Here is a 24,885-nt window from a genome sequence, read left to right on the forward strand (position 1 = left end):
ATTATGATGAATGTATAATGGATCCGGTACATGATGTCCGGGGTATGATCTCAATCTAGGCGAGTAACCATGTGTATACAAAAGATGTACACTGGGCGACAACGAAATCATCATACCTCGAAGAATTGGATAGTTGCCACTCCGTAGAAATCGATAGCCCTGTTTCTCTCGAATTGCCACGTAATCTGCGGGAGTGTCACCAATCGCCTCTTGAAAACCTGATAATTCCTCTTCTGAGAAGAATGAAGTTTTATGAACAACCACACGATTTGGAGGGGCATTTGTTCGTTCTGTGAATTTTCGAATGATCTCGTCCATAAGTTCCTTAGCCTGATGGCGTTCAAGATGCGCCTCCTTAGTTGTTTCACGAACCTTGACAGATCCACCCCGTAGGACATACCCTTCACCACTATGGGTAAATATCTGGGCCATTGATGTTCTCAGAAAGCTATCCGAAGATACACGGCTTCGATAGAATGATATACCAACATAGCAGGTCCCTTCAGATAACTCTGCTAATCTCCAAGGTCTTCCACTTGCTTTGTAGTAAAGTGCCGTTGAAAGATTCCATGCAAAGCTTGCTGGAGGCTCGGTACTGCTGGTCTTGGGTGAATAATGTAATATATCTCTACCAGTGCTTTCTTGAAGTAATTGTATTGGTACTCCTAAGTCCATTGCTCGACCCTTTAATGCCGCCCAAAGATCATAGTTCTTTTCAGAGGCCCTATTCGGTTTCATCAAATCGATGCCTATTCCCCATTCTGTAAGGAATGTCTGTCCCTCTTCTTTTAACTTTAATAGTTTCTTCTCCTCTGGAGATAACCGTTTTTGTTTTGCGCCTCTTGTTCTCTCTGATATACCACAATATTCTTCAATTTCTTTTGGAAGACAACAAAGTACTACGGCTGGAGGGCTATCTTCACTTACGACTTTTCCCACATGTTCTGCAAATAGAATGGCGGCTTGTGCAATTCGCTCATTTACATCGTCAATATCAACTATTCTTCTAATACGAGTGTTAGATATCGTAGCAATCCAGTTGGACTGAGTAACAATATCACAACCTATTGCAGAATCGAGTTTAAAACCAGGATAGGGTGGGAAAAGCCATTGATTTCGTTTTGCGGAACCTATAGGACTTTTGAGTAAACTAACTATATCCTTAGCTAATCGAATAGTCCGCCCAGTTCCCACAATACCAAGACGAATTTGACTTAATGGGGAACCCCCATCATGTGGAACATACGGCCCAAAATGCTTGAGACCAACACGGGGATCCTTTTCCGTACCTCCGCCTCCAAATCGTAGAGTGGGCTCCCCAAGATAACGTGAAGGAAATGTTTCGATTGTCTGGTCTTCAATGCTAATGTAGTGATCTTCGAACTCGTCTTGTTGTTCTTTTTTAGGAAGATCTCCACGAATTCCAACTTCCGTAATCGAACGAACTGGCTCTCCAGATAGACGTATTCGGTCATTAATGATAATATCCCCATTATCAGTTGGAAATAATGAAATCCAGAACAAAATATTCAGCAAGTATTGACCGTTGTATTCATTATACGACAAGCTGGTGATTTTTGTTCCCATTGTAGAGTCAATAATAGGTTTGTAGCCATCAGAGGTAAGTACAATTCGTGGAGAAATCTGGATGTATAAAGATGAATCAATCTCCCTAGCTACTAGTTTTACAGCTGCATGACTACAATACTCCAGGTTTCCACCAACTTCGGGGATTATCTTTTGAGCAACTGTCCTAGTAGATGCACGATATCGTCCAGACCATTTTATTCGTCGTCGCGAGCCGTCTCTTGGTCTTAACGGAAAATAATATTTCCTCCCCCTTGATTGATATTTTAGTCCAATACTATAACAAGCAGTTTTGATTTCATTGTTGAGAAGTAAAACTATGATCTGCAAATCTTCTTCATCTAAGTCACCCGTCCTTATTCTTAGTATTGTATCTTGTTTTACAATAGATTTGAAACTAGGACGACTCAAATTGAGAAATGAATAACACTTGTGATCAAAGATTACATAAGGTCCAGGAAATCTTTGAGAACCCTTGGTTCTTCTTGGGAGAACCTCTCCAATGTATACATGATCGGGGAGCTTTTTCACTTCTAAAAGGTTTCCAAAAAGTGTTTCTCGGACTTCATCCGCTTCGCCTGATAAGATGGAGAGATTATGTCGCTCATCTTTCGCCCTAGCTGCAATCCATTCAATCTCGTTACTCGAAGCTTTAATACTTTGAGAACCCCTTCTAATAAAAACGTCATTGGCCTTGAATACTATCTTTCTTTGGTGGCCTCTACCATATGCACCTTCTTTGATCGGCACAAGAACAGTTTTTGATGGTGGAATATACATAATTGCAAACTTTAGAGGAGTATCACGAATAATCTCGCTATGCTCGACCCACAAAAGGCTAATGGGTTGCGACGAATAAGAATTGAACTTCTCTGTAACTGTTGCTCCATCTACATGAAAATCACTGGGCAGACCTATGAATTCAAACGACCCGGTATCTTTCTCCCGAACTCCAAAAACAATGTAACCACCACCATAATTTGCCATTGCAAAAATGTCCTTGGTAATCTCTGGAAAATCGGAACCTCTCTCAATATGGAGTATTTCTTTGAAATCTAACCAAGGCATTTCTCCTCTCTGGCCCATGAGATAATTTATTATTATAATATCGAGAGGATTGGGTTGACTCTCCGTTGTTGGAATTTTATCCATCACATTCACCATCCCACCAAGTTTCAGTTGACATGATATGTTATTACAACATGAAACAAATAAACTATGGTAATTAATAATATGCAGTTACTTTCCTGTTTGCTACGCATTCAAACTGGACCGCAACTGTATAACTAAACAAGTTCAAGCATTGGAATTCATTATGTTATCATTGTAATGGGTAGTCATGACACTAATGTATTCGTTATCGGTAAAATGGCTATGTTCTAATTTGCTCCAACTCATGGATTCTCTTAAAAAGAAGAACTATTGAATTTGATAGGCACTCAAACCAAATCACTATCTTAGGAAATTGATCTTCCGCAAATTCTACCAACACTTGAATGGCCCCAAGCAGATTATTTACTGCAATCGTCACTTTAGACACGAATGAATCTACAACTCTCTTGCCGCTCTTGTAAATATCATTAATAAATTGTCTTGATGGTTCCCAAGATAATAGAAAAAGAGAAATTAAAGATACAATACCCGCGGCTGAAATCGTCAGTAAAGGTTGCCGCTTTACACTATCAACCAATTCAGTAAATATCTGTTCTCCGATACAAAGACCTGTGTTCATAATCTGTTCGACTGCCTCGAATCCCATTGAAACTATTTCCATACCTATCATGATAAGAGCAAGCGTAGCATAAGGTATCCCTTCTGCCGCGACCCACAAAGTGAGGGCACCTCTGTTAACTTCAGTTAAAATCCTACCAATCTCACCAAGTTCCCATGTTTTAAACTCGTCAATGTCAATAAAATCCTTATCTTTTGAAATCACACCATGTGTATTGTACTCGAGAATAATCTGTACAAATACAACATCTTTAGGATCTCTTGTACCCATTAAATACTCGGCTTTGGCTTGATCGTGTATCTTGAAGCCTTTTACAAAACGTATTCCTTGAAAAATTCGTTCTGCAATAGATAATGCCTTCTGCTCTTCAATGCCCTCAAACTTTTCGGGAATCTTTTCATAAATCTCATTCCGCATCTCGATTGGGGCAAGAGCATCCAAAAAAGGACTTTTAGTTAGCGCCGAAAAAAAAGGTCTTTTTCCATTCATGATTCGAAGAATCTCCGAAAGTACTACATTTGTATCCACTACGATTCGGATACTGAAACCAGTTGAAGATTTTAGAACACTACCAAACTTTGAAAGAAAGTTTCTAAGGTATATTTCAGAGCTAGGATCCAGTAGGGCTATAGCATCATTCCAATACTTTTTACAATCATCACTTACCCAATTCACAGGACTTAGTAAATCGGTCATAAAGATATCAAGTACCTCCGACTAAGGATAGTTATCGATCGGCCTAAAGCATTTTCGGAAATTTATAGATATAGCAATAAATTGGATTGCTTACATTCAACTAGAAATTATTCTGCTTCGAGTAATATAGTAAGCTAAATCCAAGTTCAAAAATAGCATACAATCCTAAAACGATGTTCCCACTCAAAAATATCATAAGCCATTGCATCAAATCATTACGGATAAATTATCATCACAATCAATATAGATACAACTAAACATCTAGAGGGTTATGTGTAAACTCAAAGCCGTTTTCAGTATCCCAGCACAAACTAAGTGGCACACCAATCTCTAGTTTATCCACCCAACTTTGATCTGCCTTGTTAGGTTCACGATTTAATAATAGTATCCAATGATTCTTAGGCACTCGGCCGGGATAGAAATTATACTCTAGTATTTGTCCCAGTGCAGCTCGGATTGGAAAGCGTAACGCCCCATCAGAATATTTGGCTTCAACTCCAAAAGAAAGTCCATTATAATCAAAACACAAGTCAATATACCTAATCTCTTTGAATGACTTGATTCCATAAGCAGTCTTCAGCCATACCATGAACCTATTAACTAGTTCAAACTCCTTTGTACAATACTCACGTGTCCTAGACCTTAGTTCATACTGAATATATGAAATATCATGCGGATTAGAAGTTTCACTTTTGTATACTTCGGGATGATCTTCAGAAAGCCCGGATTCAACATCTAAAGACAACTCTGTAGTAATTATTCTTGAAGAACCGAATTTATTTAAAATGACAGGATATACTGGCAGATACATAGGCCTTGTATATTTTCCAAATACATTAGTTCGACTCATCAGTTGTTTAAGATACTTGTCAATCGGTATAGGCTCCGGAAAAACCACTACTTCTTCGATAGGACATTTTAAGTAGCGTTTTGCCTCATACCCTTCCGAATCCAACACATTTTCTATGATTCGCCTTTTATCAATTATACTGAGAGTTTTGAAGTGAGAAATATTTCCAAATGAACTTCTCTCTGAAACAACTGAAAATACCTCGTCAATGCGCTCATCAAAAATAGCACTTTTTTTATGAAAGTCTTTCAATTGACCTATTTCATCCTCAGCAACATATCTACTCTTAAGATATCCTCCAATGAGAAAAGTATCACCAACACCCGTATCAAAGGGAGAAGAATAGAAATAGACTGGAAATGCTTCATCTTCTGAATACCCCAATCGTTTCAGATTCGCAGGTCGTGCCATCATAAAACCATAGATTGATCTATCAAAGTTGTGATCAGTTCGAAAATCCCATTCTTCATGACCAAATCCATAACGGGCATAGTACGAACCGTCTTTGGGATTTTTCATACTACCAGAGGGGAGTTGCCATTTAAAGGAATTCCAGACTATCTTGACAAAAACTGCCATATCCCTGCCTTGGATATTTTGAAAATCATGGACATAGGCAAAGGCGTTATCCATTCCTTGTGTCCTTTGATACTTTGTATAAAATATGGTAAATATGGAAATGTCAGCGGGGATTAAACACTTGTATCTTTACATTAAGAGATTTTAGGGTTTCCGACCATAACAATTCGGTAGCATAATATCTTTATAAGAATCGAAATGCGCAGCTATTCTAATCCCTCCACCGCCACTTTTTTTTGTTTCGTAAAAGAAGAGTCGTGCATAACCATAACGGTGTATTGAGAAATCGAGCGCCTTTTTCATACCATCATTAATAGTATTTGTCCATTCAACGGTAGTACTTACAGTTCTAGTTTCAATTCCATGCAGAATTTCATCTACATAATCCTTGTCACACATACCAATAATCGCAATCCGATCCATAGTTTAGCCCCTTACTACTTGTCTTTTCTTCATTATCCAAACATAGTCTTAACCGATAACCTTTGCCGAACGCGGAAATAATTGTATTCCCTTTATCATAGTTGTCATTTGACGGAGCTGTGTGAAAAATCAATAAGCAAAATTGTAAGAGGTCAGAACACCTTAACGTGATGTCCTATTCAGATCACATTAGCCTCCAGTTTTGATTGATTCTGTTCATACCGTAACTTTTCACACAGCACCCCAAAACCAAAAGACTCATCTCAGATTAAGAAATCTATTCGGAGGATTTGGGTGGAATCAGGAAGGGCCTATCGGATATTTGTCAGGTATATGACCCGCATAGGGATCATCTGCATATCTTACGCACTAGTCATTTGGGTTATGGCGAAGACCTTTCCATTCTTCCGTTTACTGAACAGTCCTAGTACGATAATGATATTTATGGGGTCTATCCTTGTTGGCTCAGCCGGGATGTTCTGTGGTGCATCTGACGGGATTGCGATTTATCGTAAAAGAAGAGATTTAGTCCAGACCATTCGAAATACTACTACTGAAAAAGATGAAATCATGAAATTAGAAGCAGGCAGCTTTCCGCCCTACATGTTAGCAGACTCTATTGATCACGAAACACTTGTCTACGTAAAAGAGCTTGGTGGGGATATTCTAGACCTCCAAGAGAGGCTCATGAAACGGAGCATAATGAGAGAGGGAGCTGAATTCACACGTCGAATTAGCAAGCTCATCCTTCTTGGACTCCTCGTTCTCTATGATGACGACAAACAGTTATATTTGACCTCAGCAGGACTAGATGCAGTCAATACACCCCCGACATTGTTCATCTCGTCAATACCAGAATCAGTATGGAATACGATCTTGAAACAGAAACGATGCCTGTATAGAGAGGACTGGGGTGGCACCGTTGTTGCAACGAGCCAAGCCCTTGAGGCGGCAATGAGGAATCTACTCGATAAGGCGATTGAATCAAAGCCCGATCAATTTGAAGAGGTATCTAAGAATATATCAGGCAAACCGTTGGATAGATGGTCGGCTGGCAACTTGTTGGGGGCTTTGAGGAAACTGGAGGTTGTAAGGGCTCATTCATTGGAAGACTTTCTTGCTGGTGAATTAATCAAAATCCGAAACCGGATACACCAGAAGGAGGACGCAAAGTCATTCACGTCCTCTGATGCAGATAAATGTGATATATACATAGGACTCCTTCTCAGAGCATGGTTTGGATTAAAATAATGGACTGACTGGCACTAGAACGACTAAAAAGAATGAATCTCAAGAGAAACTTTCACAGTGGATACATGTGAGCCTACTGCGCTCAATCATGCTGAGTGAGCATCCATATGATTACCAGTATCATCATGCTATCCTGCTGGTTGATGAAGTAGGGGCTTGAAACGTTAAGTGGTAGAACGCAGGCAATCGGAATAATCATGACCTAGGGCCTGAAGAACGTACAAAGGAGTAATGACAAGCATAATGTTCCAAATGAGGAGGAAACACTTAAAAATAATACTATAAAATAGCCAATAGTGTAACAGAATCGGGGAGAGCATCTTACATCCCAAGCATCAAGAAGATCAAAGTATCTTACACCAGTCCTTGTATTTTTTGAATAAGACTATTGGCGTATCAATACAGTCACTTGCTTTTGTGTGCGATATGCTCCGCTCGGGATCATAGTCAGCATCTAATCGACTATATCTAAGTTCTTTGAGATACTCCACTAATTCAGAATCCTCAGTAATAAGGAATACCTTTTCTTCAAGCGCATCATAGAACGTATGGTCGCGTGGAATAGGACCAACCGTCTCTCGGATAGTCTGATAGATAATCATCGCAGCAGAGAGAAAAGTTCTGTTAACAACGGTTCTATAAGCAGACTCGGTTCCGACACCTAAAAGATGATTGCACAGATCAATGTGAGTTGCATAGGAGAAAGTCATGTATCTTGAACCTCAACGATAGTTCCGAAAATAGTCCGTAATTGGACAAATTGTTCCCGATCAAACTTATAGTTCTTTGCGAGTTGTTGAACAATATCATCTACTATTCTAATAATACGACGCTTCAGATGACGTTTATCTTCCTTTGATAGTTCTCGCATCTGAATAACAAAATAGATTCTCAGTTTTGACCCTTCGGGATCATTTAACTTCACTACTCGAAAAGTAACCACATTCGGATCATGGACAAGTAGTTTTTGAATAGCAGTCAATATTTTCAAAAAACATTCCTTTACCCGCAAGTCAGTATCAAGGAGTCGTTGCAGATCAGGAGAGATATCGGGAGAAAGAACAGCAGTATTCTCGGCGGCCTCACTTGAATGGTCCATCTCCGAAAGTTTTGAGATTTCGCGCTCAATTATTTTCTTACCAGTAGGATTTTTTCGTGATATAGTAAGAGGCGAATGGACCAAAGGGATAACATCACCAGTAAACACACCTTTTGAGGGTTTAGCATGTTTTTGGTCATTATCGTCGATCTCGTCCTCTGCCGGAGAGGGTATACGAACGGACATAGTATTATCCCTACGTAATGTAGTATTTCTGCCTTATTCAGTCTTTATGTCCGTAGCCTATCGACAGGACCATTAGACCAGAAAAACGATAAATAAAATAGAAGGAAGATTACCAAGAGAGCAGAGAGAATTGTGACTGACGGCATCAGCGATGACTTGTGGGTATTACTCGCAGGCCTGATAGCGATTGACCTCATCAGCAGGGCCGAACTTGCGTTCAGGATAATATTAGTTTTAATAGCGTGTGTGATTCCCCATTTTGTACTTCATGCAACACGTTGGGATTGCTTTTACTGGAGACCACGCGGGAGAATTGTTCAATGGTATCTCGCACGTCCAAAACGAGCCAGCTATCTCTTTGACCCGAGGCATTCCGAACCGCATCATTACTCCTGCGAGAATCTTTCTACGAACGTCCATGTCGAAGAACATTGCGCCTTCACTGCTTTATACGTTCGTATTGAAGCCCCACGTGCCGTGAATTCGTTTCCATCACTAGACCAACGATCAAGTATTACGATAGGAAGACAAAGGACGTGACTAGGCCAGAGTGCTCATGCCACTACTTCACACCTATCCGTGGCCAGAGATGCTGTGTGAATCCTTACTTGATTCATATTTCGTAGGAGATAATTAACGCAGGTGCCTGAATGCACATCGAAGTCTTGGGAGAGTATACAAGTTGAGTACAAAGTTTCCTTCATCGGTAGAGGAGCTTAATTTGACAGAAAATCATGAAAGTCGGCTCAATTATCTTTCACTTTCTCATAATCCCTAATCAAATACCATCTTGTAGCTTTGCGGAGTTTCTTGTATTCTTTCATTGAGATAATTTCAGATTTCGGAACTCCTTCCTTCTTTGCGGCTCCAACAAGATAAGTCATTACTCCTTCTATTGCATAAGGATCTTTAACTTTGGCGAGTAGTCGCTTGAGACCATGAAAACCACATCTATCTCGAATCTTATCCAAAGTTGATATATCCCATGAAAACCAGGGGGTGTGAATATCCAGGGGTTCTTTCTTTTCCCTTTTTTTGAGGTCTTTGTGAATTCTGTCAACTTCACGTGCTACGTACTCAACAATCTCATCGCTATCTTCATCGAATAAATCGCCAAGATAGATTTCAAACAAACTGTTCACAGTCCCTTCGTGTGGGAATATCATTTTCCAATGTTTGAGTGCAACTTCCCTCAAAACTCTTCCTGATGTGAGGAATGAACATACGGTTCCAGTCCGATCGTTCTCGATAAAGAGCAATAGAGTTTCCTCAGCCTTCTTTGGATCGCTCTCAAGTTTCTTCTTGTACTCATCCCAACCTCCTTCCATATCAATTTCATATAAAAGTCGTGCAAAAGGATTGGTTAGTTTCATTGCTATCTCCCTTGCTCTCTCGGGATTCTTGGACCAAATGGCCCCAAGGTATCTTGGCTCTTTATTCAACGAGCGGATGAGTGTATTCATGTCTTTCTTTGTACCATAAAGTAGAATCATTTCTTCAAGAGCAGTACTGTAGAAGAAATCGTTTCCATCCAGATATTTATCAAAGTGAGGTCTTACAATTCTGAGTTTGTCTTCAGGTGTAAGATGCTCAAAAAGGAACTGAAGAACGGATCGCGTATCGATTATACTTAGAGGCATCTCTTCTGCAATCTCCAGAATTCGAGCATATAATTGAGGGCTGTTAGTCGAAATAGGAGAAAGAGATTCTACAAGACCACTTTTCTTGATTCTCTGCCAATATCTCGTTTCTCTTGAGGTAGGATCTTTTTCTAATAGTCGAAGTATAAATGCTGCAATCTCACCCTTTGGTCTTTGCATGACCCAGCTCACTAGAGGGTCAAACGTCTCTATTAGACAGTTTCTCAGAGCCAAAATATCGTCGAGAATTTTGATCGCATCTTCAATGGTTTTGACATGACCAGATTCTAGATAAGCTTCCATGAGGTAACTCCACTCCAGAATTTCATCCCAGTCAACTTTGTCAATATGTTTTATCCATGAATCTCTGGATAACGGAAGATACAGTAGTCCCTGAATTAGATTTGTATATCGTTCAACAAGAAGATCGTCTAAATCACTTCGGTCATCGATTTCTTTGTAGAGAGGATAAAGATATTCATCAATTTGGAAATCCATCATATCAATTTCTGATTTGATGAGCTTGTGGAAGAATTTCTTCTTAGTAGATTTCCGTACAGTTTTCAACCAGCTTGCTATTCGTTCAATAACCTCGGTTGCTCTATAGTCTAATCGTCTCTGACCGATCTCACTCACGGGTTTTGAGATGATGTAGAGCAATCTCATTGCATCATCAATTGTCTGGAGATTTGAGTCCCACCATAAGTCAATCAAGTTTCTAAGACGCGCCTTATCCCATGGGGCCACCTTAATTTTACGTATAGCTTGCATAATTGTATAGCTAAGTTGTACGAAGTGTCTGTTAATCTCTGCTTCATCATATTCTTCTTTGAGAAGTTCGGGAAGGAGAAGTCCCAACCATTTCCAGCCATCGCTTTTCCGGATTACATCAAAAATATCATCCAAGCTAATCTCAGGAAGCTCTTGGGAGAGGCATATAGCTATCCCGTATTTGGAGTCTATCTTATTGCGTTCAGTAGCCATCCATACCTCTCTTGTGTATCGTTCCGGTAATGTTATCTTACTAATATTATAAATCAGTTTTAATTTCAGTTTCTCTTCAACATATGAAGAACCAATAGTTTCAAGGAATATTGAAAATCTGGCGTCATCCATCTCGGCGTTCGAGTTCAAAAAGATATATGCAAGTGAAGTCCATAGTGCCTCCGAATTAAGTCGCGCTGCATTTCTATATAGACTCTCGAGCCAATCGATACCTATTGATGTGAAATTAGAAGTAACATATCTAAAAACGTCGTAAATCATCTGCTTATCGTGCGCCTCATCAATTATTTTGATTATCTTTGGTAGGCGCTCCGGTTCTAGTACTCTTATCGTCCAGGGAGTCAGCCAAGGTTTCGTAGATGTGAGATGAAGCAACCAATCCTGAATCTTATCATAATCAAGATGGTAGAGGATGTATCCTAATGAATCACGAACCGCTATGCCTTTTTGCTGTTCGGGGTCTTCTGGGATCAACTTAGAAATATCAGTAGTCCCAAGTGCATTTTCAATTTCGATCAAAGGCACAATGTATTGCTCCGGAATATCATCTTTTTCTTCTATTATAATATCTCGAAGTAAATTTGTAAATATTCTAAGAATACGTCTTCTTGAACGTTGATCTTGTGATAGTGTCCAATATCGAACAAGACCAGTAAATAGGGCATTATAGAAGGGAGTTGCTCTTGATCTTTCTGTTGGTTTAATTGGTTGTATTTTCATCCCAGAATCAAAGGATTCTGATTCTCCCTGAATACATATCATTGCAGATATTTCTAATGGGGACAATTCTGCACTTCTATGAATTGGCTCTCCCTCATGTCTTCTTTCCAGATCGTATGATAATATCTCCACAAGAAAACTGAAAGTTTGCGAATCCCCTCGAATAGGTGGATACTTTCCTGATAGATATGATCTAAAAATATACTCCGCAGACAGATAGGGGATTAAATTATTCCTTGCGATTTCAGGATAAGGAGAATCCCCTGAACCATAACGTTTCTCTAAGAGATTCTTTAGTAGTGGATTATATTGTAAAACTTGGTCGTAACTAAGAGTTGTATTTCGACCCTCTCTCTGCAGATATGCTATATAGGGTAAATATCTCCAAACGGAGTGAGAAACATCTCGACTTCGAATCCAATCCTTCAATGTTTTTTCTGCATACACATTCCCCTCAATTATCCGATCGATCTCGGAGCGAGATCGTATATCGTGTGGAATGTTTGGATGAATAGAAGATAAGACCTGTAATTCAATCCAACTTCTATAGACGGGAACTCGTCCATAAGAAACTTCCTCCATTTTTGGTACTCGTCCCAGTATCTCCAAATCCAGAGGAGTCAAGTTTGGAAACCACTTGCTAATATTGCCAAGAACAGCTGCATCCATTCCTCTGGAACGCAGATAAACAGTGCAACTATCATTTGAGGGTGCTTCAAGGTTCAAATAAACTGGTTCTATTTTTTCTAAATAGAGATCACTAGTTCTGGAGCTTATGATGCATGGGATTTCATTTTTGCGACATGCATCTACGAATTTAGCTGCCTCGTTCCGTTCTACTGGTTTAAGTTCATCCCATCCATCGAGAAAAATAACATACTCCATCTTCCAATCTATGCGGTCGAGTATCTTTGGTACATGACCATGAAATTTATTCAACATAGCTTCAAGTGATCGAGCAATCAATGTACTACGAGACATTTCGCCCAGTTCTTCATCTTTGTACAGCAATGGGGACCTCCCTTCAGCATATACAAGAGCTTCACCTCGTTTAGTTCGGTCCAGAAACATAGCGCCTAGTTCCAGAAAGATTGGAATCAATTTGTGACTATTACTTTGAGTAGGAGAGGAGTCGAAGGTTTCATTCCATAATTCACATGCTTGCTGAATCATCCAAAATGACTTTCCACTACCTGCACTCCCAACAAGCAACGCGATGGTAGAAATTGATTCTTCGGGGCGTTCTTCATCTAACTCTGTATGATCCCTATCCGTTTTAATCGGTTGATGGTTCAACCATTCATCAACATTGAATTCCTTATGTCCCTTAGATACTGATAACGTATAAAATGTATCAGCGACAATTTTCAGCTTCTTCTTACGTGGAGATTTAGAGAAGGCATTATCGTGTTTCAGAAGCAAGTTTAGAATTACAGTCTGAATATATGGAAGAATACTCCTTTCATCCCTATCAAATTCAGTATCTTGAGCCAGAATGGATTGATTTTCAATAAGTGTTTGAATCTCTTGAAAGAATCGTGTGGGCGCACCGGTGGAATCAATCAACAATAACTTTTGATACAATTCAGAAATCCCAGATTCTTTCGATCCCTCCTGTACCTCGGGAGTTTCAGTTAAATCAATTTTATGCGCTTTTATTAAGAAAATGTATAGAACAAGTGCGAGATTCCTAGCACCATTTTCATTATTCAGTGTATATCTAGAATCAATCTTAGTGAACAAGTCGGTCCGTTTACTAAGAAGACTTCTGGCATTTCCCGAACCACTAATATATTCAGCAGTGTCTTCAAACCATTTCTCAGGCAGTGCTAAGGCACTTCTAATCTTAGGGAAATTAAACCGGTGAAATAGGGAATCTTCGGCGGTCTTTGAGAATCCAAAATCTACAAACTCACTGATTTTTTGCAGTTCGTTCTCTTTTAGCAAGTAAGAGAGCAAGAGAAGTCTGACAGACCATTTTCCATCACGGCTCAAATCTAAGATTTGATACGCATCTTCGATATCTCTCGAGATTTCGAGATCCTTAAGTAATTGAGGAATGTATTCTTTTTCGATACTCACCTTTTATTTCCCCCATATGCCATTTGATTCAGCCGTTTCTTTATTCGGCCAAAATTCTGTTCTAAGAAAGGTTTGAGATCAATCCGAAGCGCTGGCCTCAGATAGCAGGGAGTCAATGCAAGATCCGAATCGGTTTCAAAGCCATATCCCATGAACCCCTCTTCACACATTGAATTCAATGGACAGTTTCTACAAAGCTGATACTTGCTGCCGCGTTTATGATGAAACCAACTCGTAGTCACTCTTACACCGTTCTCAGTTTCTAGGGTGTAACGATACCGTTGAGGATCAACGAATTCTGTAATTTCAAGGCCTCTCCAATTTATCGCGTAGGGCTGAATCACTTCGTTCCAAGATACGAAATATCGCTCGTACTCTGATTTAAAATGAGGTTGCCATAACAAAGGATAGAGCTTGAGTTCAAAATTTTTGATTGCTGCATAATTTAACAAATCTTGAATATTATCATTCACACCACGAAGAAGAACAACATTCAATTTCGTGGGTATTCCAAAATCCGCACACAAGTCTAGAGATTCAAGAACTGGTAAAATGCTTCCACGAGTTATTTGTTTGAAGATTACCGGATCCAGAGTATGTAGAGAAACAGTTAGCCTGTTCAAACCAGCCTCTATAAGATCAGGTAGTACAGATGCTAACCGAGTACCATTTGTGGTCATACTAAGGTCGGATATATTGAAAGACCGAGTTTCAGATATCAACTCTGTCAGATCAGGATGTAGTGTAGGTTCCATCCCTGCAATCTTTAGTGAATGCATGTTCCATCGATCCATTCCTGCTAGAAGGTGCAGCCAACTCTCCAAATCCAAGTTCCGTCCTGAACCAACCATATCATCTCTAGAGTGACACCATGTCTTTCCATCTGGAAACCCGCATCTGTGATTACAGACACTATTGATGAAGATCCGCATCTCATGAGGGTACCCTTCGATTTTTCGATGTTTCGTACTTGCTCCAAACCCGGGCAAGTCCCACCAGTTAGTTGTCAAGTATGTCATGTGTTATATATGATATTGTTATGCATCTAAATTGACAAAAATATGACATGCATGAATATTTCATGCAAAATTCATACCGAAATAAAATAAGTTAGTGGAACGAGATACAGGTTCAATAATACAAGTCATGTGAAAAGTCCGCAGATATGAACAGCGACACTCAAGTCACGATATTGCTGTGAGTGAACCCAGGACCCACATTGAGGAGAACGGAATTCTCACAAGCTTGCTCGTTGACTTTTCACACAGCTCTGGTTATGATGATTGAAGGAAAACCTTGCTAGTTCGGGTAAGATGATTTGACAGAAAACCATATACGTTGACAAGAGAAGCAGGCATCGAAGGTGTTTGAGAGATGGCGAGAGTACCACTTGGTGTAGCATTTTTAGCAGTATTGAATCTCCTAGCAGGGATACTGATCCTTATAGGCTCCAGTCCGATCTTCAGTGAGTTCAGTTATCTAGTCCTCTTCCATGTCCTGCAATCGGTCCAATACGGAATGGTGCTCATAGCAGTGATCTATATCGCATTGGGGTTAGGGTTACTCAGTCTTGCGCGGTGGGCGTGGTATGCGGACATCATCTTCGCAATGCTCAACCTGCTCATTATCGCGTTAGGAGTGATCGGTCCCGGAGGAACCCTGAACCTGTCGAATATCTCATGGATCTCCTTATTGCTGAACCTCATAATTGTGCTGTACTTGAATCAGGAGAGTATCAAAAGGAAGTTCTACATATAGAATAATGCATAGTCAACCAGACCTTGAGAAGAGGCCAATTTGGCAAGGTAAAATCTGAGGCGAAACAGATTAGTCCATTGTCAATAACAACAAAAGTAGCATTCTTGATCTAACAAAAGAACCATATAGCGATAGTCCGAAACGGTGACTACCTATCATAGACATTCTTGCGCAGACCGAACGCAAGAAAGACAACAGTGTTATCGGGCGTCTGATCACAATTAGCACAGCCAATCATATCTTCGACTCCACGTAACCGGCAGTCTTCACAGATTTGATAGAGTATCCGATATTTTCCAAACCGTCGTGAGCGATAGCCTAAACCAACAAGAACCTTAGAATTGTGATAAGGGTCACTCAAGATGTCGTGGATGCCGGTATCAATTCGATTGCGTACCTTCTTATCCTTAAGCTTCTTCCGAGCTTTGAGGAACTGGTCAGTAAGAGCGGCCTGCCAGTCCAATCAATCATCCTCCAGGTCATCGAGAGAGGAGAGGATATGGATTCTACCCTGTCGTGCATCCTCGATGGACCTGTCGAGCATTTCGCGTAGATCCGCGTCGAGCAATACTTCTAAGGTCTCTTCGAGATCATCACTGGGTTCGTAGATTATTTTTGCGTTGCGGGGTGAAATGGGAATTTGAATCCATTTTCGTAGAGGAGCATCATCGATCAATTGATGAGTGATAAGATTCTGCATCCCGTGCGTCAAATTCGCAAGATCTTCTGAATTCATACCACTATATGTTTTCAGAACCTCAGTCATAGCATCAATAATACTTTGATAATTATTATTCGCCATATGTGTGAGAGCCTGTTGAGATATGGGTTCACCATCGGATGTGAGTCCGGTCAACAATACGGGTTTCCCGTCTGCTGTCTGTACGCAGTCAGAAGTGATAAGCCCAGCTTGTTCCAATACAGGGATAATTGTTTCAATGTCTGTTGACCACGGACCCTGTGGCATTTTATGGAATCTAAATCCGCTGGCAAGGATTCGTTCATGTATCATTTGCCTCTGAATTAAAAAAAAGAACTTGTGAATTTGTGTACGAGTCAAGTGCGAATGACCATGCGTCTTGGCAAGATCAAGCAAGACCAGTAGAAGGAGCATATTTGCAATTGGTCTAAGTTTGTCGCTCAGCACAGTCGTCAAGTGTTCGCACCTCTAATGCCTTATAGAAGGTTTATTGGCAAATAACTGTTAATATTAGTGCTAATAAACCAACCTTGCCGATTCGCAACCAAGTTCTACGGACTAATTGCCTCCAAGATGGGACAGGAGGAACCATCCATCATCTGTGACAGTGTCCAGAACATCATCCCCTTCATTCCGGTGGTGTCGCAGAAAGAGACCTTTGCCGAGATCGAGCGAGTGGTCTCATAGAAGATGATCCCGACATCAATGTCTTGACCACGACCGATTTTCACCGTCACTAATTGATCCGTGGCTGGTGCGTGCCAGTAGGTGCATTTCCCGATATCGTCCCATGCCTCGATGAGTCCTGAATAGTTCTCCACAGCACTCTTGACCCAAGACCAAGTGACAGAGTTATCACCAGCAATTGGCCGAGTCTCAGTGAAGGCCGGCCCAAAGAGATCAGTGTTCGAGTAGGGTGCGATAGGAGCGACACCGTCACCATTCGAATCACCCCAGACAAGGCCATAACCGCCAACCCCCATAATGAGTTTGGATGCAGGGACTCCGGCATCAAGCCACTTGTAAAGAGTGTAGTTGACGGAATAGGGATTAGGGCCATAGCCCGGACGATCAACACCGTAGAGAGGAGTGTGAGGCACAGGGATCGACCAGCCGCCCCACTGTTGGATCGAGGCATAGGTCATCGGCATAAACACATCAACATAGTCCTTCGCAGGTGCAAGTTTGGCCGCGTCCAGTCCTTGAGAATCTGTGGGAATAGTGATGATCGCATTTGACCAAAGACCACGTAACTCCTTTGCCAGACTGACCAGTTGAGAATGCTCCACCGAATCCTCCCAGTCAAGATCGAGACCGTCAAACCCTGCTGGACGGAGGATTTCCACGATATTCTGAGCAAAGGCCTTGACGTTTTCCGGAGCGGTCGCACGGTTCCAGATCTGGTCGGGGTTTGAGCCTGCGCCGCCGAGCATGCAATTGACCTTCACGCCAGCAGCATGACCCGCCTCAATATAGCCGTGAGCCAGATCCAGCCACGAGTTCAAATCACCATAGAATTCATCGGGCGCCTTCAACGAATACTCGTGGGATGAGGTCGCGTTCACGTGAAGATAACCAAGGATCAGATGAGTGAGATGGCCCCAAGGAATATCATCAGCGTGTAATGAGTTCCATTGATAGACGGGATGATATGCAAGAACCCAGAAATTAGCGTTAGTATGGTTATTGTTAGTGGTGTTAGTGGTAGTAGTGTCAGTGATGTTGTCATCATCATTGGTATTGTAATCCCCAGACCAATAGACCATAGTCCCAATCACAATCGCAATAATTAATAAAATAGCAACAGCTTGAATACGATCTTCCATGAAGCGTGCACTCCCGTGGTGGTAAGGGTGGTGGTCTTGCAGAATCAACGAATCAATTTAACATCTTTCGATTGAAGCAGCCTTTACGACTCTATTGATACTTGTTTATATCAATAAATATTTTGTTTCTCCGAACAAGTAATCCGCCAAGGATTTCAAAATATACACAATGCCATTATCGCTTCACCTATTTCTTCAAGGAAACTGCCAATCCCCCGGGTCTTATAGAAAACTCATCGTAGGTTATGTTGCCCTACTTGTGACGTGGTCCCTTAGGATCACGTGACTAACGTTGTCCAACTTGCAATCAATAGTCAGTCTCAAGAGAGTAACGGTCAAACTGCACAGGGAGCGCCCGTAAGAGAGGACAACCGATCAGGACTGTGATGAACCCCGCGAAGACAACTTTCAAGGGGGTGATGATTCCTGCAACCAGCCATAGGACAGCGAGTTGCTCAGGTGTGAAGCCGTAGAATAGCCAGTAGGTCTGACAGGGGATGAGGAAAAAGATCCGGGTCAGAATGTCAGCCTCCAATCCGAAGACGGCACTCAGCCCGACAAGGACTTTCCGTGACATCCACTGTGGACGCGAGCCATGTCGAAAGGTCACATAAGAGGCAATCACGATTAAGACGATGTACGTAGAGAGTGTATCCCAGATACCCCAGAGAGGAAGCGACCAAGTTACGGGTGTGAGAAAATAGGCAGCGAACAGGAGAGTATTGATCACGACTGCCTCGCGCCAGCGTCCATCATACACGAGTCCGGAGACCGCCGCCCCAACTGGTGCCCCGAGCATGAACAGTAATTCATAGGGGTCTCGAAAGTAAATCATATGCCCGACCAGTGTTCCAAGCCCAACCGACATAGCCCCTGCTGCTGGGCCGAGGATGATCCCTACGAGTGGGCTGATGAGAAATAACCACGAGTCCCATACACCACTGGAGAAACCAGGAAGCATGGGGATGGCATCAAGTACTGCCACCATTGCTGCAAAGACTGCAATTAGAGAGATCTGATTGCTGGCAAGAGGTCGTAAAGTGGGCATACCTTATAGTAAGGTGCGCCCCCTTTTTTATAAATTGGTTCGCTGAGGAGAATAGGCTTCTACCACTCGCCGGAAAAGAACACTAACCAAGCGACTACAGCCTCGAGATTGTTGGCGGGGTTCTCACTCAGACGAAATAGAGTCGAACCACTCGAAGTCATGATGCTGTTCGAACCTAATCTGAAACGTGTAGAACCCGAACTGCTCATCACCGACGAACGATCATAGCGAGCAATAGTACTTCCCGACGAATTGGAGACATAGCCACCGCTGACCTTTCCGATTGTGCTACCTGACGAGTTAGACACGTAATCTCCAGAGATCCGACCGATCGTACTACGGGAGGAAGACATCACATAGGAGCCTTCCACATATCCTATTGTGGAACCACTACTGTTCATTATTTGCATAGTATCACAATTCCAGAGTATTACGATTTCAAATATGAACTTGTTTGGTAGATTATTGGAGAATCGACGAACCTGAAACTGTGTTGACATACCAAAACAACATATTGTTTCACTAGGAACTACTTGCATAAGTCATGTAAACCTACATGTGAGAGATGACAATAGAGATCGTACATACAAGTCGAAAATAGGTCATGATAATCCAGAGAAAGAAACCGTTTGCAACTGTTTGTGACCCCATATGAAACTGAAAGGACAACAAGAAGTGGTCACACCATCATTAAGGCTTTGAGGAATCACATGAAATCGATGGAATAACTGGTAGAAGGCTGAGGCGTAGTATCACCAAGAGGAATTAGTTCAAGCCTAAATGAATCAAGTTTACGTCTAATCATGGTGAATTGCAGACTAAATCCCCGTAAAGTTGCCTGCTTTTTGGCCCTATAGAATTCACTAAGATTAAGGAGGGACACTATTATGCCGAAAAATAGCGCCGGGAGAAAAAAGAACAGGCTCAACAAATTACCAGTATTTGGGTAAGGACACATAAAGTTCCACAATGCTTGTATTCCATTTAACCAAAGGATTCCGATGTATGGTCCAATTAATAGGAGCAGGAGCCGTCGGATACCAACTTGAACAATATGATCACGAAATACCTCAACATATAATCTGTGAATGGGAATGTATAGCACTAGACCGACTAGACCACCAATAAAGGTACAAAGATACAGGACTGGTCTGACGAATGCCGCACCTAAAAATGCGACTAAAGCATCATCGACAGGATTGTGGACAATAAAGACATAGGGCGAGAGGAAATACGGTAATGTCATAAGAGATAAGAGAACAAAGCTCACTAAATGTATCCAATTGACATATACCAACGGGTCTGAAACTCTTTGGGTGTCTTTATTTTGAGAACATGGCTCATCAGTAACTAGTGTCATTCCTATCGCCCCATTAAGTATACTATGTTTGGATATAGTGCCCATCACATGGCTCCGGCCATGCAAGAACTGGAATAGGACTAGAGCCTACCCCTGAATAAACAAGATGGATCCACCATGAACGTCCGATTTTTATTCGCTCCACGCCACGTTCAGGAATTTCATGAAATATCCATCCTGAGCCTGTTTCATCAGGTAGAAAAACGGATGCAATAATTGAAACTCCAATACCAATAGCCGCAAAAACAGATGCAATTGCTGCTGCAACAGCTAAAGTAGTGCCTGCAGAAATTAGACCGAGAGCAATACCCACCGTAAGTATAGCATCAATAATGGGGCCCATACCTCCTGCCTTCCAGAATTCCACCTTATCCCTTGAAACATGTTGTGCGGCCATACCACCAATTGCGGTACCATATTTGTCCTTGGTAGTACGATCAATAGTAAAGTCACGTGATGGCCCCACTCCCACCATAGTATGGTAGTAATACGTGTAGTCTGGATGATCATAGAACACCTCATCATCGGGGTTAATATTGTAAGCATCCCAGTACATACTTTTGTAGTAGAAATCATAAGTGGGGGGTGACGGAGGGGGAGAACCACCGCCTATATAATGCAAAAAGATAGGTGCAGACGGATCGTTAAAAAGGACTGTCAAGCGCTTGGTAAACTTGAAGTAGATCGAATCAATATTGCCTAGTGTCCCCATAGATGAGAATAGAACCAGAGAAGTAATGAGTCCGCCCAAAATGGCATCTATCATCCCGAAACTGAATACAGAACTCCTGACTACATACTGTGTAATCTCATTAGAATCACATGCTAACACGATATCATTGCCCGGGGTCATCTCGATCATATCACTGAATGCACGCCAACTGAGCACCTGTGAACCTGCAAGAATCCCGTCCTTCGAACCATGAGACACCCAGACCACTCTTCCGGCCGTCCGATGAATAGTCAGAGCATATTCTAGAGACCCATACTCCACAACCTGCACAGACGGATCATTTGCTGTAATAGTTCGGACAGCAGTATTCACCGCACGGTTATGGTGCATGACCACCACCACATCCGAAACCACTGGTGCCGAGAGCGGCATGACCCACAATGGCGACAACACGGCGATCACAAGCAGCGCAGTCCGTAGTTTTAAAAAATCACCTCTATGACGACCGACCGACCTAGATCCACTCGTGCACCTAGTGCACGTTCAAATTTCCCCATTTCACTCAAGAGAATCTCTCCTTAAATTGCCAGTTCTATCAAATGGATATAAGTGTATCCAATCACTGAACCAAGATCGTACAGGTTACAAACACTAATGGCAATCCATATCTTATGTATTCGAGATCTTGCACCTATAAAGGCCACCAGCAACAGAGAACGTGGACATTGTTAAACGGGGTGGCTGTAGAACACTATTAGCTAAGCCGTTGATTCACGGACAATGTCTGAGCAACAGGTTAGTTGATTTCTCATGTGACATACCCGATGGTGTTGCTATGTGAACTCCGAACTCGGTCTCCTTCTTTGTCTACCTCATAATAGATGACAAAAATTATTGATCATAAAATAAGGGGATGGACCAAGAAGTGCACTTGACCTAGGTTTAAAAGTTCTCGTAGGAAATTGGAAATGAGTACGGATGACTGAAACTGAAAAGGAACTTGACCCGACCAAGATCGCAGAAAAGTTTCTAGAAGCATTAAGAAAAAACCCAAGCATTAGAGAGCAGTTCTTAGAATTAATAGAACCAGGAGCTTATGTCAAACGGGATGAGCTCGCAGAAGTAATGCAAGAGATTAAACAACTGCGTGTAGAAAATGTTGAACGGTACGAGGCAATGGATAGACGATTTGAAGAGGTATTCAAACGTTTTGAGAACATGGATAGACGATTTGAAGCCACACAAAAACAGATGGATGAACGCTTCGAAACAATGCAAAAACAGATGGACAGACGATTTGAAGAGGTATTCAAACGTTTTGAGAACGTGGATAGACGATTTGAAGAGGTATTCAAACGTTTTGAGAACGTGGATAGACGATTTGAAGAGGTGTTCCAACGCTTTGATGATCTTTCTCTGGCCTTAGGTCATGATTTTGAGGAGTTTAATAGCTACTGGTTACAGACCTTTCTCATCGAGCAAGGCTATCCTAAGATAGATGTTAAGAAATATCATTTCGTGGACAATGACTATTCTGTGTTTCCGGATTCCAAGGATATTGAACTTGATCTGTTCAACGAAAAGCCATTAGTAGTCGGCGAGGTCACAGCATTCGTTCGCGGGATTGATAAGGTTAACGTATTCCTGAGAAAGGTCAAGTTCATTGAGAACCTCTTCAAATGCACTGCGGACTACAAGTTATTCATTACGTATGCAATAGATGCGGAAATAAGAGATGAGGCAGTCAAATTGTTGGAAGATAATGGAGTGATACTCATCACTATTCGCAGACATCCTCGTGACAGATGAAGCGTGTCATTGACTTGTGGATTTGTTTTCAGACACAACACGACGAGGAAAAATACGATACGTTTTGAAACAGTACATTTGCAATTTTCAATGAGGGACCATTACTTGTGAGAGAAATAATGCAATTACTCCGGAGGAGCGACAAAATCGGAGGATCAACGTAGAAGTAGAACCAGAACTTCATACTACCTTGTGGATGAGGGCACGTAGCAATCGATCATATCGGCGTACAACAGCATACCACCGGAACTGGATCTGGCGAATACCGGCTTACAATGATTTCAAGTAATCAATGACATCCAAGCCATAGGCATATTTGACTCCGGACGTGAGCGGGCACCAGTGCGGCAACAGGACAGTATTGCATACAGTGATCTCCAAATCCGCATCGTTGTCCAGCTGCTGAGCAAATAGACCCCATGTGATACATTGGTTGTCAAATAGTATCTCGTACTGTCCGTCAGTATAACTGAATACATCAGAAGAAGAGAGACCTCCCTTTTGGTTTAGGAACAGAACCAGATCGCCATAGCTGGTCTCCCATGTAGCATACTCCTTACAGAAGATCATTGCATCATCATAACCGTCCTTGTCACAGTCCATGACGACGAGCCGTGAATAGACGCGGATGTAAGGGTAGTGCGTTCCGTTAGGATTGGAGATTCCACTCAACTCGTAGCCTGTACCGTTGGGGATCAGAGAGATGACTCCGGAGTACGGATAGGAGGCGGAGTTGTTCGAGTTAAAACCAAAGACCACTGATTCCTTGCCATTAGTCGGGTCGCCATCAAGGTTTGCAGCCTTCGCATCCATCACTGATGCATCATCGATCCAGAATGTCTGAATCTCTTCAAAGAGAAAATCTATGCTCAAATTCAAGACCCTACGATACAAAGTGATCCTTGCACGGATGATGGTCTCACCATCTGTATAGGCACCACCGACAACCAAGTCCATGTTATTATCACTGTCAAGATGAATTGGCACAACTCCAGGCGAGTATACGCCGGTCGCACCAGTCACCTCATCAGGACGCCAGACCATCTCTTCAATGCCCTGCCCGGTCTGAACATAGAATCGTTTCACGTAGAAGGGATCGGACAAGTACGGAATCGAACCGGTGATGTTCTCTGTGACATAGGTATAGTTGACCGATTCGAATCCATTGTCGGGCTGTTCCAACAGGAAGACTCGTGCACCATTTCCACCAGCCACTTTAGTCATTGTCGGGACAATGATGTCCATCTTATCATTGGAGAGCGAACGGAACTTGGGATCGGCAGGTACTGGAATACAATTGGAGATACCCGTGCTTGTGATGTTTTCGCCCCATGCGCCCCACACAAGAGGCTGCGGCTCGGGATTGGGACTATTTGGGTCCAGGTAGATGATTCCGGGGAACGCTCTTCGCGTTGTACCAATATGATTGGCCGGATAGTACACGGCATCCATCGCAGTTATGATCTCAGGATAGCCGTCCGCATCAACATCGGCAGAGATGAATCCCTTTGTTGGCCATGCGCCAACGTTATCGGGATCAAACTGAGAATGGATCGGATAGCGACTCCACGAATCACCATCCTTGTAATTGACAAAGATACCAGGATGCCCATGATGATATCCTGCGACTGTGACAATATCGCTGGTTCCAAGGAAATCACCAGAGAGCGCGACTTGGTAGCAGTCGAATATGTCATCGGAATAATGACCTGTGCTGATCACTTTCCAAGAGGCGGGAAATTCATTAAAATAATCATGCGAAACAAAACAGGGATAGAGATAGATTCCGACAATCATTACGATAATGGAAACCGATATGACAATACTGACCTTCTTTTTTGATAGGCGGCGCATAAAGGAA

At 42.0% G+C, this 24,885-nt stretch carries 19 protein-coding genes; 3 read left to right on the plus strand and 16 right to left on the minus strand.

The window, feature by feature from the left end:
• From K9W43_13680 to K9W43_13695, 4 genes are all read right to left on the minus strand, one after another.
• Positions 1 to 2,739: putative DNA binding domain-containing protein (locus K9W43_13680; GenBank protein MCF2138277.1), on the minus strand; the 2,739-nt coding region annotated here is incomplete at its 3' end.
• Between the two features lie 220 nt (positions 2,740 to 2,959).
• Positions 2,960 to 4,015, minus strand: coding sequence for a PIN domain-containing protein (locus K9W43_13685; GenBank protein ID MCF2138278.1), 1,056 nt, complete (start codon positions 4,013 to 4,015; stop codon positions 2,960 to 2,962).
• A gap of 253 nt (positions 4,016 to 4,268) precedes the next feature.
• Entirely contained in the window at positions 4,269 to 5,498 is a 1,230-nt protein-coding gene (locus tag K9W43_13690) for a hypothetical protein (GenBank protein MCF2138279.1), read from the minus strand.
• Between the two features lie 90 nt (positions 5,499 to 5,588).
• On the minus strand, positions 5,589 to 5,867 hold the full coding sequence (locus K9W43_13695; protein MCF2138280.1) for a hypothetical protein: 279 nt from the start codon (positions 5,865 to 5,867) through the stop codon (positions 5,589 to 5,591).
• Between the two features lie 294 nt (positions 5,868 to 6,161).
• Between K9W43_13695 and K9W43_13700 the strand changes: the two genes are divergently transcribed.
• Positions 6,162 to 7,118: a hypothetical protein gene (locus K9W43_13700; protein MCF2138281.1), complete on the plus strand. Its 957-nt coding sequence runs from the start codon at positions 6,162 to 6,164 to the stop codon at positions 7,116 to 7,118.
• 344 nt (positions 7,119 to 7,462) lie between these two features.
• Here the strand turns inward: K9W43_13700 and K9W43_13705 are convergent, their stop codons facing one another.
• From K9W43_13705 to K9W43_13720, 4 genes are all read right to left on the minus strand, one after another.
• Positions 7,463 to 7,828: a hypothetical protein gene (locus tag K9W43_13705; protein ID MCF2138282.1), complete on the minus strand. Its 366-nt coding sequence runs from the start codon at positions 7,826 to 7,828 to the stop codon at positions 7,463 to 7,465.
• Entirely contained in the window at positions 7,825 to 8,403 is a 579-nt protein-coding gene (locus tag K9W43_13710; protein MCF2138283.1) for a hypothetical protein, read from the minus strand. The genes K9W43_13705 and K9W43_13710 overlap by 4 nt, the downstream gene beginning before the upstream one ends.
• A 746-nt stretch (positions 8,404 to 9,149) precedes the next feature.
• Positions 9,150 to 13,850 (minus strand): hypothetical protein, encoded by a 4,701-nt coding sequence (locus K9W43_13715; protein MCF2138284.1) that lies wholly within the window; start codon positions 13,848 to 13,850, stop codon positions 9,150 to 9,152.
• The gene (locus K9W43_13720; protein MCF2138285.1) at positions 13,847 to 14,860 is read right to left on the minus strand and encodes a radical SAM protein; all 1,014 of its coding nucleotides are present in this window, start codon (positions 14,858 to 14,860) and stop codon (positions 13,847 to 13,849) included. Before K9W43_13720 ends, K9W43_13715 begins: the two co-directional genes overlap by 4 nt.
• Positions 14,861 to 15,224: 364 nt before the next feature.
• On the opposite strand from K9W43_13720, the gene K9W43_13725 reads away from it, so the two are divergent.
• Positions 15,225 to 15,608: a hypothetical protein gene (locus tag K9W43_13725; protein ID MCF2138286.1), complete on the plus strand. Its 384-nt coding sequence runs from the start codon at positions 15,225 to 15,227 to the stop codon at positions 15,606 to 15,608.
• Between the two features lie 148 nt (positions 15,609 to 15,756).
• On the opposite strand, the gene K9W43_13730 is transcribed toward K9W43_13725, so the two are convergent.
• The 7 genes from K9W43_13730 to K9W43_13760 form a co-directional block, all read right to left on the minus strand.
• Entirely contained in the window at positions 15,757 to 16,071 is a 315-nt protein-coding gene (locus K9W43_13730; GenBank protein MCF2138287.1) for a type II toxin-antitoxin system RelE/ParE family toxin, read from the minus strand.
• Positions 16,072 to 16,764: a hypothetical protein gene (locus tag K9W43_13735; protein ID MCF2138288.1), complete on the minus strand. Its 693-nt coding sequence runs from the start codon at positions 16,762 to 16,764 to the stop codon at positions 16,072 to 16,074.
• A 95-nt stretch (positions 16,765 to 16,859) separates the two neighbouring features.
• On the minus strand, positions 16,860 to 18,134 hold the full coding sequence (locus K9W43_13740; GenBank protein ID MCF2138289.1) for a glycoside hydrolase family 18 protein: 1,275 nt from the start codon (positions 18,132 to 18,134) through the stop codon (positions 16,860 to 16,862).
• Positions 18,135 to 18,441: 307 nt separating this feature from the next.
• On the minus strand, positions 18,442 to 19,182 hold the full coding sequence (locus K9W43_13745) for a hypothetical protein (GenBank protein MCF2138290.1): 741 nt from the start codon (positions 19,180 to 19,182) through the stop codon (positions 18,442 to 18,444).
• Between the two features lie 59 nt (positions 19,183 to 19,241).
• Positions 19,242 to 19,583 (minus strand): hypothetical protein, encoded by a 342-nt coding sequence (locus K9W43_13750; GenBank protein MCF2138291.1) that lies wholly within the window; start codon positions 19,581 to 19,583, stop codon positions 19,242 to 19,244.
• A 305-nt stretch (positions 19,584 to 19,888) separates the two neighbouring features.
• Entirely contained in the window at positions 19,889 to 20,452 is a 564-nt protein-coding gene (locus K9W43_13755; protein ID MCF2138292.1) for a hypothetical protein, read from the minus strand.
• A gap of 112 nt (positions 20,453 to 20,564) precedes the next feature.
• Complete coding sequence (locus K9W43_13760; protein ID MCF2138293.1) at positions 20,565 to 21,665, minus strand: hypothetical protein; 1,101 nt, start codon at positions 21,663 to 21,665, stop codon at positions 20,565 to 20,567.
• Positions 21,666 to 22,193: 528 nt separating this feature from the next.
• Between K9W43_13760 and K9W43_13765 the strand changes: the two genes are divergently transcribed.
• On the plus strand, positions 22,194 to 23,024 hold the full coding sequence (locus K9W43_13765) for a hypothetical protein (protein MCF2138294.1): 831 nt from the start codon (positions 22,194 to 22,196) through the stop codon (positions 23,022 to 23,024).
• Between the two features lie 270 nt (positions 23,025 to 23,294).
• Here the strand turns inward: K9W43_13765 and K9W43_13770 are convergent, their stop codons facing one another.
• On the minus strand, positions 23,295 to 24,878 hold the full coding sequence (locus K9W43_13770; GenBank protein MCF2138295.1) for a hypothetical protein: 1,584 nt from the start codon (positions 24,876 to 24,878) through the stop codon (positions 23,295 to 23,297).
• Between the last annotated feature and the right edge of the window lie 7 nt (positions 24,879 to 24,885).

This window comes from Candidatus Thorarchaeota archaeon (assembly GCA_021498125.1).
Classification (GTDB): Archaea; Asgardarchaeota; Thorarchaeia; order Thorarchaeales; family Thorarchaeaceae; genus B65-G9.

What these genes read in the sequence shown, in the direction of transcription:
- K9W43_13685 (MCF2138278.1), bottom strand. Translation starts at nt 4,015, where the DNA reads ATGACCGATTTACTAAGTCCTGTGAATTGGGTAAGTGATGATTGTAAA.
- K9W43_13690 (MCF2138279.1), bottom strand. Translation starts at nt 5,498, where the DNA reads ATGGATAACGCCTTTGCCTATGTCCATGATTTTCAAAATATCCAAGGC.
- K9W43_13695 (MCF2138280.1), bottom strand. Translation starts at nt 5,867, where the DNA reads ATGGATCGGATTGCGATTATTGGTATGTGTGACAAGGATTATGTAGAT.
- K9W43_13705 (MCF2138282.1), bottom strand. Translation starts at nt 7,828, where the DNA reads ATGACTTTCTCCTATGCAACTCACATTGATCTGTGCAATCATCTTTTA.
- K9W43_13710 (MCF2138283.1), bottom strand. Translation starts at nt 8,403, where the DNA reads ATGTCCGTTCGTATACCCTCTCCGGCAGAGGACGAGATCGACGATAAT.
- K9W43_13725 (MCF2138286.1), top strand. Translation starts at nt 15,225, where the DNA reads ATGGCGAGAGTACCACTTGGTGTAGCATTTTTAGCAGTATTGAATCTC.
- K9W43_13740 (MCF2138289.1), bottom strand. Translation starts at nt 18,134, where the DNA reads ATGGAAGATCGTATTCAAGCTGTTGCTATTTTATTAATTATTGCGATT.
- K9W43_13745 (MCF2138290.1), bottom strand. Translation starts at nt 19,182, where the DNA reads ATGCCCACTTTACGACCTCTTGCCAGCAATCAGATCTCTCTAATTGCA.
- K9W43_13750 (MCF2138291.1), bottom strand. Translation starts at nt 19,583, where the DNA reads ATGAACAGTAGTGGTTCCACAATAGGATATGTGGAAGGCTCCTATGTG.
- K9W43_13765 (MCF2138294.1), top strand. Translation starts at nt 22,194, where the DNA reads ATGACTGAAACTGAAAAGGAACTTGACCCGACCAAGATCGCAGAAAAG.
- K9W43_13770 (MCF2138295.1), bottom strand. Translation starts at nt 24,878, where the DNA reads ATGCGCCGCCTATCAAAAAAGAAGGTCAGTATTGTCATATCGGTTTCC.